Source organism: Vibrio sp. Vb1166 (assembly GCF_033338695.1).
Taxonomy (GTDB): domain Bacteria; phylum Pseudomonadota; class Gammaproteobacteria; order Enterobacterales; family Vibrionaceae; genus Vibrio; species Vibrio alginolyticus.
In genome coordinates, this window is record NZ_JAWOTE010000007.1 from 14324 (window position 1) to 27678 (window position 13355).

A 13355-nucleotide genomic window follows, 5' to 3' on the forward strand; every position below is an offset into this window, starting at 1 on the left:
GATAAAAGCGGCTTTATTACTGTAAGTGGCCACAGTGGTCGATGTCGTTGAATATTCGCATGTAGAACGTTTCCACAGCTACTTTAGATTAAAACATAGGCCTCTTTAACAGCGAACTGCTGTTGTCGACAATAGTGAACGAGCTAGCTTTAGAACGTTTTGACTGATACATAGACTTGTCTGCCGCTGTTAATAATTCATGTACATTCGACCCATGCTCAGGATAGAGTGCAATACCAATGCTAGCTCCGACGCATAACTCTTTACCTTTAAAATGAATTACTTTTTCTATTTCTTGGATATAGCGTAGTGCACATGCAGACAGAGACGTACCTGTTGTGTGTGAACGATGAATAATAATAAATTCATCTCCACCAAAGCGGCCTACCATGTCTGATTCGTCGATAATACTTGATAATCTACTAGCTACAGATTTTAACACTGCATCACCTGCCTCATGGCCATGGCTATCGTTAATATCCTTAAATAAATTTAAATCTATAAAAAACAAACTAAAACTATTCTCACTGCCTCTGAAATTACGCGTAAGCTGGATCAAATGTTTTTCTATTGCTCGACGATTGTAGATATTAGTTAAGGAGTCGTGCTCAGACAAAAATACCAAACTTTCTTTTTGACGATTTAGAACTGAAGTTTGATTCTCTACTTCTTCTTTAAGTTTTGATTTTGATATTGTTGTGTGGTTTAACAATGCCGCCATTTTATTGAAGTAACAAGACAGATTTTCAAATTCCGTGAATTGATTTTCTGAAGGGATTTTATAGTCAAAATTTGACCTGCTTAATTGTTTTATTCCATTTATAAACCTTTGAAAGCTTCTCTTGAACTTTATTTTTATATAAAAGCATAATAGCATAACAACCAGAGAGATAAAAATAATACCTGCTTGAGTGTAATAATTTAAATTTTGTAGTTTTGTAGACTTATTATTAAGTATTTTTTTATAAATATATATTATTTCATTATTCATATCCTGGGATACAATGTTTATTCTGGATTGTATGACAGGATTTGATTTATTATAATTTACGACTGAATCATAATGGCGATCTTTGTCTAGTAAATGATTATTTTCGTATTGAACTAAAAAATACAGTTCGAGATTCATTTTTTTTAGGTCTTTAGTAAGGTATAAAACATCTTCATTTTGAGATAATAATTCGTTTAATTTGTTATGAGAAATCATGAATTGTGTGAAATTGTTTTTTCCCCTATTTTGAGTGTAAGCCCAAAGATAACTACTTAATGACTCTAATGATATTTGTATGTCCATTATTTGGTTTAATTGTTTCTTGGCTTTATAATCTTCTATTTTTATGAAGCTTATGTATACTATAACGCTGATACATAGTATTACGCTTAGACTGAATAGTGATGCTAAATAGTGGTTTAACGAACGATGCATTTTAATCTAGACCATCAAAATATGAATTGATATAGTTTTCTTTAAATATTTTTCTGTAATTTGGAATCTGTCCTTCTACATAGTTTTGTTTTAATGCCCAATTAGCTTCTGATTGTAATGTAAATAATAAAGAATTCGTTAAATTTAATCGAAAGTTATAATCATCCCAACTCCAAGATATTTCTTCAACTGTTGTGTTAAGTTTTTGTGATAGTATTTTCATTGTTAAATGAGGGTTTTTATCCATCCAGTTAATTGAGTGATGAAGTGACTTTATTATTTTCATTACTTCTTGATCTGATTTTTCAATGTGTATTTCTTTTGATACAAGCAAAAAGTAAAGTTTATACACGCCAATAATTCCTATGTTCTTTACTTCTTCATTTATTCTATTCTTGGCCATAAATCCGTATGGCTCCCAAGTAGATATTGCATCGACGTTTCCTTGCATTAAATGATTTATAATAACCTGCGTTGTTGATGATATTTTTTCTACTTTTTCTAAATCAATGTCATTTACCTGTAGCAACAAGTCTAAGTAATATTCGCTAGCGCTCTTTTTTATTACACCAACCTTTTTTCCTGGTAATTTATCTATACTTTCTATGCCAGACCGCTTTTTAGTTAGCAGCTTAATATCATTCGTAGAAGATGCAAAAGAAGTGATTAATGCTAAATCTTTGTATTCAAAGCTTTTAAACATCAGTACGCTTTCAGAAAAAGTGGCGTAATTAACATGGTTTTCTAGAAGTAGGTTTGAACATTCGACCCCTCCAAAGCACATGATAAGTTCGACGTTTAAATCGTTTTCTTCAAACGCACCTATGTGCTCTGCAATGATAAAAGGGGCTGACAGAGGCGTCTTAGATATACCGATTGTTGTAGGTTTGTGGATAGCATTTGATACCGTTGTTAACTTTAAATAAGCAACTACTAATGCAGAAAGAACTAAAATTATGATAACTGTAGAAATCTGTTTTGTATCCATCAAAAACAACTCCCTTCATAATAGTAGTAATTAATCTATCAGTTAAATGAGTGTAGTTGCTTATTGGGTTGATGCTAGGAGAGGAGGGGATTTATTTGTATCGTGCCAAATTTATGAGTACCTAGGGGTAATTTCGGTAACTGGCTTAGATATAAAGAATTTATCTTTAGTTAGTTCAAGTTGTAGCAAATGACTGATTTCATAACATGATGATTTATGGAGAGATATCAACTTTTTAAGTTGAAAAATTGTACTCCATTTTTGCCATTTTTCTTTATCTCATACATTGCGTGATCGGCTTTTTGATACACTTCATTAAACGGTTGCTTTCCTTTGTTAAAGAGACAAACACCGATACTCATTCCTATCGTTACTTTATGTAAGTCTTGATTTATCGCTGGAATGATTGAATCTAAGAGTTGATTGCAAAGTTGGGATATTTCCTCTCGACTTGAATGCCAGTTTAAGATAACAAATTCATCGCCTCCTATGCGTCCAACTTGAGACTTGCTTGACGCAAGCTCTGTTAAGCTATTGGCGATATTGATGAGGAGGGTGTCGCCAGTATGATGGCCTAGCTGGTCGTTAACTGCTTTAAAATTATCTATATCAACAAACACTAAAGCAGACTGCTGAGACGGTTCGGTTTGAGGTTGATGATTAAAGTTTTCCTCAATTGCTTTTCTATTTAACAATCCAGTCAATGGATCACTCGAAGCCAACTTGGCCAGTTGCTGCTCATAACGCTTTTCTTTTGTAATATCGATATGAGTACCCATCATCCGTAGTGGTTCGCCATCAGAACCATACTCGACGATGCGCCCTCGATCGTAGACCCAGCTATCACTGCCGTCTTTATGAATCATGCGATGCACTACCTCATAAAGGTCGGTCTTGCCTGCTAGGTGATCTTCAAATGCACCCACCGCAAGATCATAATCTTCAGGGTGGAGATTGTTTTTCCACGTTTCAACCGTCGCGGTTAACTCATGGGGCTGATAACCTAGCATTTTTCCCCACTGCATATTGAATATCGTCAAAGTACCTGAAGGAATATGCTGCTCCCACAAACACAGTCCATTACTGTCGAGTGCAGCATTCAACTTTTCTTGTAGTCGCGCATTCTTCCGCTTCAGCTCTTCATTTTCTTTTTCTAAGCAGGCAATTAGAGTTAGATATTCTTCCATTTTGCGCATAATTTACGTCGTTTTCGGAGCGACAATATACGAAAAATACTTTGCAATTTCTATGATTGAGCTTGGAGATATAAATATTGAATATGCGGTAAATAATAAAGAATCGGTGATGTTACTTAAGAGCAGTAAAGTAAATGCTTGGAAAACAAAGAAGGAAATAGGGGGTAAGCGAGGGGCTCTCCTGGTGCAAAGTCTTAAATGGAGGCCTTTGCACCGGGACTACTGAGGGTTAGCGGTTTAGTGCACCACAACGCTCAGGTTGGTATGTGATATCGACAATTTCAATTGTCTTCACTTGATTATTTGGCATTGGCCAGTCAAGTTTTTGGCCGACAGACAAACCGATCAGTGCGCTGCCTACGGGTGCAAAAATAGAGATATCATCACTGCTTTTCAGTTCAGAAGGGTAAACCAGTGTCTTTGTCATGGTTCTATCTTCACCTGAAAATTTAAACTCTACAGTCGAGTTCATCGTGACCACGTTATCTGGCATTTGTTCTGGCTCAAGAACTGTTGCTCGGTCGAGCTCTGCTTCTAATTCCACAAGCTCCGCTGCGATGTTTGGCATTTTATCCAACAAAGCCGTGATTCGGTTCATATCTAAGCTTGAGATGTAGATAGAATTGTTTTCTGACATTTTATGACTCCCAAATAAAAGGCCGCCTCACAAAAATGGGACGGCACTCTATATGTCAATTACGGTATCAATCATATGGACGCTATTCCATATGAACTAAACCCGATTTTAGTCTTTATAGTGCGACTTAGCTAGTAAAAAATTTTTGTTGTGAAGCTTGATTTTTCTAAATCTTTCAATCACTTCAGATATTGTTCTCTGATCACCTTGAAACGGTGAAGTCAAGTGAGTGCGTCGTTTAGAAGCAAAACAGGATTTATCGTAGGTGTGCTCGGTTTCGATGGTCAGTCTTACTTCATAAAGCAAAACGGTATAGTCCGTTGCTAGCATGGCTTCGGTTATCTCAGTTTGTTAAAACTACCAATATCCGTTAATAAATTACTTTTTATTTCGCAATAGTCAGATAAATACGTTCATCTACCCCTTTAGGGTAGTTTGAAATTGTAATTGATTTACATCATGTATTAATTTTCTTTCACAATTAACAATGAGCTCTGTGATAAGAACCTAACCCTTAGGAATTATAATGAGCAAGTTGAAGCTAGTAGTCATCGGTAACGGTATGGTAGGGCACCGTTATATTGAAGACTTAGTCGAGAAAGCTGATATGTCTAATATAGACATTACGGTTTTCTGTGAAGAACCTCGTGTCGCATACGACCGTGTGCACCTTTCCTCTTACTTTTCTCACCATACTGCAGATGAACTTTCTTTAGTAAAAGAAGGCTTCTACGAGAAACACGGTATTAACATGCTGATCGGCGAACGCGCGATTAACATCAACCGTGAAAACCGCATTGTTTACTCAAGCACTGGCCGTGAAGTTCAATACGACAAGCTGATTCTTGCTACTGGCTCATTCCCATTTGTTCCACCTATCAAAGGTCACGAAAGCAAAGACTGTTTTGTTTACCGTACTATCGAAGATCTTAAAGCGATCGAAGCGTGTGCGAAGAAGAGCAAATCAGGCGTTGTTGTCGGTGGTGGTCTGCTAGGCCTTGAAGCAGCAGGCGCACTGAAAGCACTGGGTGTAGAAACGCACGTTGTTGAGTTCGCGCCAAAACTAATGGCTGAGCAACTTGACCTGGCTGGTGGTAACCAGCTTCGTCAAAAGATCGAGCGTATGGGCGTGAACGTTCACACCAGCAAAAATACGCTTGAGATTGCGGCAGAAGGCACAAACGCACGCAATGTTATGCGTTTTGCTGACGGTTCAGAGCTAGAAACAGACTTCATCGTATTCTCTGCAGGTATTCGTCCACAAGACAAACTAGCACGTCAAATGGAGCTAGAAGTGGCACCTCGTGGCGGTGTTGCTATTAACGACCATTGTCAGACTTCTGATGAGAACATCTACGCTATCGGTGAATGTGCGTCTTGGAACGAAATGTTCTACGGCCTTGTTGCTCCTGGTTACAAGATGGCGACAGTTGCTGTTGATCACCTACTAGGTAACACAGAAAGCAAATTCGAAGGCGCTGACATGTCTGCGAAGCTGAAACTTCTAGGTGTAAAAGTAGGTTCAATCGGTGACGCGAACGGTCGTACTGAAGGTTGTAAGAGTTACGTTTACCAGAACGAAGAACAAGAAGTCTACAAACGTCTTATCGTTTCTAAAGACAACAAGAAACTGCTTGGCGCGGTTATGGTTGGCGATACGTCTGACTACGGCGACCTGCTTCAACTTATGTTGAACGAAATCGACCTACCAGAACACCCAGATGCGTTGATCCTTCCTGCACACGCAGACGCTGAGAAACCAGCACTAGGTGCAGATGCTCTACCAGAAAGTGCAGTGATCTGCTCTTGTTTCGACGTAACCAAAGGCAAGATCGCACAAGCGGTTGCTGATGGTCACCACACATTGGGCGACATCAAAGCCGTGACGGGCGCGGGTACAGGCTGTGGTGGTTGTATTCCCCTAGTGACGTCTGTTCTAAATGCTGAGCTTGCTAAATCTGGTATCGAAGTGAAGAACGACGTGTGTGAGCACTTTGCATACTCACGCCAAGAGCTGTTCCACCTAATCCGTATTGAAGAGATCAAAACGTTTGATGAGCTTCTAGAGAAATACGGTAAAGGTTACGGCTGTGAAGTTTGTAAACCACTGGCTGGTTCTATCTTGGCTTCTTGCTGGGGTGAGCACATCCTTAAGCCACAACTGGTTAAGCTGCACGACACGAACGATAACTTCCTAGGTAACATCCAAAAAGACGGTACTTACTCTGTTATCCCACGTATGGCGGGTGGTGAAGTAACACCTCAAGCACTGAGTGCACTAGCGAACGTCGCAGCAGAATACAACCTATACACCAAAGTAACCGGTGCTCAACGTATTGGTCTGTTTGGTGCTCAAAAAGACGATCTTCCAGAGATCTGGCGCAAGCTTATCGACGCTGGTTTCGAAACAGGTCAAGCGTACGCAAAAGCACTTCGTATGGCGAAGACATGTGTGGGCTCTACTTGGTGTCGTTACGGTGTTCAAGACTCTGTTGGTCTAGGTTCTTACATCGAGAACCGTTACAAAGGCATTCGTACACCTCATAAGATGAAGTTCGGTGTTTCTGGCTGTACTCGTGAGTGTGCGGAAGCACAAGGTAAAGACCTTGGTATTATCGCGACTGACGCAGGTTGGAACATGTACGTATGTGGTAACGGTGGTATGAAACCTCGTCACGCAGACCTACTTGCAAGTGACCTAGATAAAGAAACGCTAATCAAGTACATCGACCGCTTCATGATGTTCTACATCCGTACTGCTGCGCCACTACAACGCACATCAGTTTGGATGGAAAACATGGAAGGTGGCGTTGACTACCTACGCGAAGTGATTGTTGAAGACAAACTTGGCATCAACGCTCAACTAGAAGCAGACGTAGCGAAGCTTGTCGACGAGTACGAGTGTGAGTGGACTGCGACCATCAACGACGAATCACAACTGACTCGTTTCGCGCACTTCATCAACTCTGACAAGCGCGATGAAAACGTCGTGTTTGTACAAGAGCGTGAACAGCACCGCCCAGCAACCTTCACGGAAAAACACCCTGAAGCGAAAGGCGACATCCTACACGTAGCGATCACTGAAGCATAAGGGAAGGTTGATTATGTCATTTGAAAAGATTTGCCAAATAAGCGACATCGTACCGGGCACGGGTGTTTGTGCACTGGTTGATGGTCAGCAAGTTGCGGTATTCCGCCCAACACAAGCAGAAGAAGTGCTGGCGATCAGCAACACAGACCCGTTCTTCCAATCAAACGTGCTTTCTCGCGGTTTGATCTGTGAGCACCAAGGCGAGCTTTGGGTGGCTAGCCCACTTAAGAAGCAACGCTTTAACCTGACAACAGGTGCGTGCATGGAAGACGAGCGTTTTAGCGTGAAAGCGTACAAAACCCGCGTAACAAACGGCGAAGTAGAAATCTCTGCGTAAGCTTGGTTTTCATTCCCTCCTCTTAGGGGAGGGAATGAACTGAAACCTAGATTTAATAGACAAAGGCTTTCCAAGCATCAACTCAGGGGAACAGGGAAGCGAGGTGTTGTAGACAGCGTTCAGGTGTCAACGGGAAGCCTTTCTCTATTAAATCTTTAACTTTTTAACTTTCAATTTTGGATAAGGACACATTCATGTCTACTGATTTTAAGCCTGCAGAATTCGTGCAAACCATGATCAATGTTGGTGAAGCGAAAACCAATACAAGCACGCGAGATCTTCTGCTTCGCGGTACGATGGCTGGCGTTATTCTTTCGCTTGCGGTGGTGGTTGCTATTACCGCGATTGTACAAACGGGTATCGGTCTTGTAGGAGCACTTGTTTTCCCCGTTGGTTTCGTAATTCTAAGTGTGATGGGGTATGACCTAGTAACCGGTGTTTTTGGTCTAGCGCCTCTGGCTAAGTTTGCTAACCGTCCGGGCATCACTTGGGGTCGTATCTTCCGTTGTTGGGGGCTTGTAGGCTTGGGTAACCTTATCGGTTCTCTGATCGTTGCTTACCTAGTGGCTATCTCTCTAACAGGTAACTTCTCTCTAGAACTGAATGCAGTAGCGAAGAAATTTGTCGCTGTTTCTACCGCACGTAGCCTTGGTTTTGAAAACATGGGTATGGACGGATGGATCACGTGTTTCGTACGCGGCATCTTCTGTAACCTAATGGTATGTCTAGGCGTTATCGGCAACATGACAGCACGTTCAGTATCTGGTCGCGTAGCAATGATGTGGTTCCCAATCTTCATCTTCTTCGCTCTAGTATTCGAGCACACAGTAGTAAACATGTTCCTATTCCCACTAGGTATGATTCTAGGTGCGGATTTTGGTATCGCGACTTGGTTGAACTTCAACCTTATCCCAACCATCCTAGGTAACATTGTTGGTGGTCTAGTAATGACTTGTATTCCACTGTACCTAACTCACGCTAAAACTGCGCCTTCTATCAATGCTGAAGAAGAAGTAAAAGCGCAACCTGCAATGGCTAAATAACCATTAACGGGTAATTCGCTTAATATGGTCCCGCTTCTGGATGGGCGGGACTATTCTCTAACTAGATTTCAATTTTTAACTTTCACTTTCGCGACATATTTTATTGATTTAGCTATAAAAAGTAATAACTCCTTAGAGTGGTTTTAGCCCTAAGTGCATAACGCGAGTGTTACTCTTTATATCTAAATTTTTCGATAGGCGTTGATATGACTACTGCTCACTCATCTTTAAACAGCGGCTTTGTTTCTCTTGTTGGTGCAGGTCCAGGTGATCCTGATTTGCTCACAGTAAAAGGCTTAAAAGCCATTCAAGCGGCTGAAGTTGTTGTATACGACCGTTTGGTGTCGAAAGACATTCTAGAATTGGCTCATGCATCAGCAGAGATGATCTACGTAGGTAAAAAATTAGACTTTCACTGTGTGCCTCAAGATCAAATCAACCAAATCTTGGTGCAGAAAGCACAAGAAGGTAAGCGTGTTGTGCGTCTGAAGGGCGGTGACTCATTTATCTTTGGCCGTGGCGGTGAAGAGTTAGAAGAACTAGCGGAATTTGGTATCAAATACGAAGTGGTTCCGGGTATCACAGCAGCAGCGGGTGCAACGGCTTATGCTGGTATTCCATTAACACACCGCGACCATGCGCAAAGCGTTCAATTCATCACTGGTCACGTACAAAAAGATGGTCGTGAGATTGAGTGGCATTCACTCGCGCAATCCAACAACACGCTTGTGTTCTACATGGGTTTGAAGCAAAGCGGCCACATTATGGATAAGCTGATCACTCACGGCTTAGATCCTGAGATGTCATGCGCCATTATTGAAAACGGTACGCGCCCGGAGCAGCGCGTGTTCCAAGGAAAGTTGAACGAGTTATCGAGCATGGCAGAGCAAGCTGTGAGCCCAGCATTGATTGTGGTTGGTAGCGTTACTCAGCTGCACAACAAATTGGATTGGTTCGCAAAGTAATACTGCCCAGAAGTGACTATATTTTACAGGGGCTTTGTTGCCTCTGCATTTCTTGCTTACGCATAGGCATTTGATCAATGAGGTTGTTGATAAACGGCCAGTCTGTTTCTGCGCCCCAACGGTGCTTTTCTAGACCATCTTTACCAAGCAAAATAGCAGTATGAGAACCTTTTTCGACCGCATAAAGACGAGCTAGCATTTTTAGGTCGAACTCTTCTTTAAGCCAAGCAGGAAAAGTATAACCTTGTTCTGTAATGACCAGTGTGACGACATCTCTGTCTTCCAACTCACACTCATTCATAAGTGTTTCTAGCAAGAATTGTTTGACGTATTCATCATTTTCCGGCGCAAAGTAGAGCACACTTCTATGTGGCCAGTATTTGGAGTGCGCTGGATAACCAAATGCTGTCGATGACAAGATACAAGAAAGCAGTATCACTAGTAACTTTCCGCCCATGACAGTTCCCCTAGAAACCCAAATAACTTTTTATACGTTAAGTTTAGTGGAATTGGCTCATTGTGCTTTTTCCAAAACTGACATAGGGTAGGCAGCAAATAAATTGAGCGTAGAAATAGATGAGTTCGGAAAGCAAACAAAAAATCGCCATTTTGGTTGATGTACAGAATGTGTATTACACCTGTCGCGAAGCGTATCGAAGCAATTTTGATTACAACCAGTTTTGGTATGTCGCCACACAAGGGAAAGAGGTGGTAAGTGCTCGTGCTTATGCCATCGCGAGTAACGATCCAAAACAACGTCAGTTTCATCACATTTTACGCGGTGTTGGATTTGAGGTGATGCTTAAACCCTACATCCAGCGTCGTGATGGCAGCTCGAAAGGCGATTGGGATGTGGGTATTACTCTCGATGCAATTGAAATTGCTCCCGAAGTTGAGGAAGTGATTCTAGTTTCGGGAGATGGAGACTTTAGTCTGCTAGTAGAGAGAATTCAGCAGCGCTTCAATAAAACGGTGACCGTTTATGGTGTACCTAAACTTACATCTCAAACTCTGATTGATTGTGCCGACAATTTTGTCGCGATTGATGACGATTTCTTGCTGTAGTTAATAGTGCAATAAAGAAAGGCGAGTCACTCAGGCTGTACGAAAACGTACAATGACTCGCCTCTAATTTATCGTTGATTTGGCTAGTTACGAAGGAATGATCATTTGCCCTAGCAAGTAACCCAAGCAACATGCACCAATCACGCCGATTAAGCCCACAGACATGAATGAGTGGTTGAAGTACCACTTACCAATCTTAGTTGTGCCCGAGGTATCGAAGTTCACAGTCGCGATATCTGAAGGGTAGTTGGGAATAAAGAAGTAGCCATATACCGCTGGCATCAAGCCGATAAGCAGCGCAGGTTCCAAACCTAAGCCGAGACCAACAGGCAGCATCATGCGAGCCGTTGCAGCTTGAGAGTTCACCACAACCGACACAATGAATAACGCAAGCGCGAATGTCCAAGGATAGTTGGTTACCATCTCTACGATGCCAGATTTAAATTGAGGCATAGCGTACTGAAAGTAGGTATCTGACATCCATGCAATACCGAAGATAGCAATCGCCGCCACCATACCAGATTTAAATACCACCCCATTTGGTACGTCACGCGGGTCAGTTTTGGTCGCAAGCAAAATGATACCGCCGAAGCAGAGCATCATCATTTGAATCACAACTGCCATGCTGATTGGCTTCGAGCCATCTACGATGGTACGAATGTCTGGCCACATCGCGATAACGACGATAACCAAGATAGAAGCAATGAACAGCAATACAGAGTTACGAGCACTTGTTGGTAGTACTTCATCAAGAGACGTTGCAGTTGTGTTGAGGATCTTTTCGCGCCACACAGGATCTTTCAAACGCTCTTGGTATTCTTTATCGTCGTCTAGCTCTTTACCACGCTTTAGGCTGTAAAGTGACATCAACAACGTACCGAATAAGGTTGCAGGCACAGTAACGAGCAAAATTGAGAGCAGAGTGATCTCGTGTTGAATATCAGAGAGTTGCGCCAAGTAGTAAACTACGGCCGCTGAAATTGGCGAGGCTGTGATTGCGATTTGAGACGCGACAGAAGCGGCAGCCATAGGACGCTCTGGACGAATGCCGTTTTTAAGCGCAACGTCGCCAATGATTGGCATGATAGAGTAAACCGCGTGACCTGTACCAAGTAGGAAGGTCATAAAGTAAGTCACGAACGGAGCAATAAGGGTGACGCGTTTTGGGTTCTTACGAAGCACACGCTCGGCAACTTGCAGCATGTATTTCAAACCGCCGGCGGCTTCAAGAATGGAAGCACATGTTACCACCGCTAAAATGATCAACATAACGGTGACAGGAGGAGAGGTTGGCGGCATCTTAAAGATGAAGACTTCAATCACCAAGCCAATTCCGGATACGACCCCAAGGCCGATACCACCATAACGTGAGCCGATATACAGCATCACGAGCAAAAATAGAAACTCAAGATACAACATGTGGATTTCCTTATTCAAAACAGAGGGCTACATAGCCAAATTACCTCTTTGTATTGTCTCGATATTCAGAAAGAAAATACTTCATGTTGTTCACAATCCGCTGGATAAGAAACAGCAATATTCAATTATTGGCAATAACTCACGCTACACAGGGAAACTGTTAACACAGTTTTATCAGGGTGTTTTTATGCTGTGTATTTTTGCGATCATGTGAGCGTTAAATGCGAAGAGGTTTAAGAGTTTGTTGCTATTCATCGCATACGTAACCAGACCTTACAGCTTCACAGAACTCGGAAATACATTCATAACTAACCCTAAGAGTGCTTCTTTGTTATGAAAACGCAAAGGATAATAGTTTGCATTACGATTGGTGCTTGGGTATAAAGGTGTCAGAATGACTACACCAACAATAAGCCATCATGTCTGAGCAATTTTTCCCGCAACTGTTTCAAACTTCGAGTGAGATTACACCTTACCTACACGGTGATATCGGCGAGATAGGGCAAGAAGCTATCCATATCGAGAATGATATCAACCCGATCATCCAAGGCCTTTACCAGCAAATCTCGGAGGCTCATCCGGAAGCGGGAAAAGCATATTGGTTGACAAGAACGTGGGATTTACTTTGTTGGCAGCCAGTTTATGTCGCATTCATCTCTATTTACGGTTACCACACGTTGCCAAACATTCGCGAGATAGCGCAGCACCTCAAACCTTGTTTTGTTTCTGGGTACCGATTCGCCGACGAAGCGCATATACATGGCGAGCCAGAAGCGTTGATAAAAGAGGCGGGGCGTCAAATCCGAGAACTGTTCGACTTCTATCAACAAGAGATGAGTCAATGGACACGCATTCGTCCTGGCTTCACCCATCAATTGATGTCGGACGGAATCATGGCTTGTTTAATTCGTCTCCAACAGCGCTTTCCGCAAATGACTAACTCGACACTTCAGGAGCATGCGGTCTTGTGGCTAAGCGCAATGGGTTTGGATGTTGATAATAGCCGCTCACTTCATGAGACGGGATCTGATCAGCCGCTAAAGTTAGTAAGAAAAAGTTGTTGTTTAGTCTATAAGTGTGAAGGCAGAAAGCTTTGTGCAGATTGTCCTCGTTTAGAGGAAAATCGACAACTTATGAGCAAGAAGGTTCTTAATTAACATTTATTTAACTTGTGTAACAGTGCTCGAT

General features: G+C 42.0%; 12 protein-coding genes. 6 read left to right on the plus strand and 6 right to left on the minus strand.

All coding sequences use genetic code 11. The features are described from left to right. Window positions 1–88: 88 nt before the first annotated feature. The 4 genes from R7E51_RS09475 to rnk form a co-directional block, all read right to left on the minus strand. Window positions 89–1129 (minus strand): GGDEF domain-containing protein, encoded by a 1041-nt coding sequence (locus R7E51_RS09475; protein WP_225455651.1) that lies wholly within the window; start codon window positions 1127–1129, stop codon window positions 89–91. Window positions 1130–1427: 298 nt separating this feature from the next. Beyond that, the gene (locus R7E51_RS09480; protein WP_005376042.1) at window positions 1428–2414 is read right to left on the minus strand and encodes an ABC transporter substrate-binding protein; all 987 of its coding nucleotides are present in this window, start codon (window positions 2412–2414) and stop codon (window positions 1428–1430) included. A gap of 227 nt (window positions 2415–2641) precedes the next feature. Continuing rightward, the gene (locus R7E51_RS09485) at window positions 2642–3601 is read right to left on the minus strand and encodes a GGDEF domain-containing protein (protein WP_206957584.1); all 960 of its coding nucleotides are present in this window, start codon (window positions 3599–3601) and stop codon (window positions 2642–2644) included. Between the two features lie 238 nt (window positions 3602–3839). Beyond that, window positions 3840–4247: a nucleoside diphosphate kinase regulator gene (gene rnk, locus R7E51_RS09490; protein ID WP_005390213.1), complete on the minus strand. Its 408-nt coding sequence runs from the start codon at window positions 4245–4247 to the stop codon at window positions 3840–3842. Window positions 4248–4773: 526 nt separating this feature from the next. Between rnk and nirB the strand changes: the two genes are divergently transcribed. The 4 genes from nirB (at window position 4774) to cobA (ending at window position 9683) form a co-directional block, all read left to right on the plus strand. Next, entirely contained in the window at window positions 4774–7338 is a 2565-nt protein-coding gene (gene nirB, locus R7E51_RS09495; protein WP_017820189.1) for a nitrite reductase large subunit NirB, read from the plus strand. Window positions 7339–7351: 13 nt separating this feature from the next. Beyond that, window positions 7352–7675, plus strand: a complete 324-nt coding sequence (gene nirD, locus R7E51_RS09500) for a nitrite reductase small subunit NirD (RefSeq protein ID WP_005387969.1) — start codon at window positions 7352–7354, stop codon at window positions 7673–7675. 194 nt (window positions 7676–7869) lie between these two features. Continuing rightward, a complete protein-coding gene (locus R7E51_RS09505; protein ID WP_005387971.1) occupies window positions 7870–8718 on the plus strand; it encodes a formate/nitrite transporter family protein in 849 nt (282 codons plus the stop codon). 206 nt (window positions 8719–8924) lie between these two features. Beyond that, window positions 8925–9683 carry a uroporphyrinogen-III C-methyltransferase gene (gene cobA / locus R7E51_RS09510; protein WP_017820188.1) on the plus strand — a complete coding sequence of 253 codons (759 nt, stop codon included), beginning with the start codon at window positions 8925–8927 and terminating at the stop codon, window positions 9681–9683. Window positions 9684–9699: 16 nt separating this feature from the next. On the opposite strand, the gene R7E51_RS09515 is transcribed toward cobA, so the two are convergent. After that, window positions 9700–10140 (minus strand): DUF4174 domain-containing protein, encoded by a 441-nt coding sequence (locus R7E51_RS09515; RefSeq protein WP_017820187.1) that lies wholly within the window; start codon window positions 10138–10140, stop codon window positions 9700–9702. Window positions 10141–10259: 119 nt separating this feature from the next. Between R7E51_RS09515 and R7E51_RS09520 the strand changes: the two genes are divergently transcribed. Continuing rightward, complete coding sequence (locus R7E51_RS09520; protein ID WP_005387978.1) at window positions 10260–10748, plus strand: LabA-like NYN domain-containing protein; 489 nt, start codon at window positions 10260–10262, stop codon at window positions 10746–10748. 87 nt (window positions 10749–10835) lie between these two features. Here R7E51_RS09520 and R7E51_RS09525 read toward each other — a convergent pair whose 3' ends face one another. Beyond that, complete coding sequence (locus tag R7E51_RS09525; protein ID WP_017820186.1) at window positions 10836–12167, minus strand: anaerobic C4-dicarboxylate transporter; 1332 nt, start codon at window positions 12165–12167, stop codon at window positions 10836–10838. A gap of 419 nt (window positions 12168–12586) precedes the next feature. On the opposite strand from R7E51_RS09525, the gene R7E51_RS09530 reads away from it, so the two are divergent. Beyond that, window positions 12587–13324 carry a siderophore ferric iron reductase gene (locus R7E51_RS09530; protein ID WP_017820185.1) on the plus strand — a complete coding sequence of 246 codons (738 nt, stop codon included), beginning with the start codon at window positions 12587–12589 and terminating at the stop codon, window positions 13322–13324. The last annotated feature ends 31 nt before the right edge of the window (window positions 13325–13355 follow it).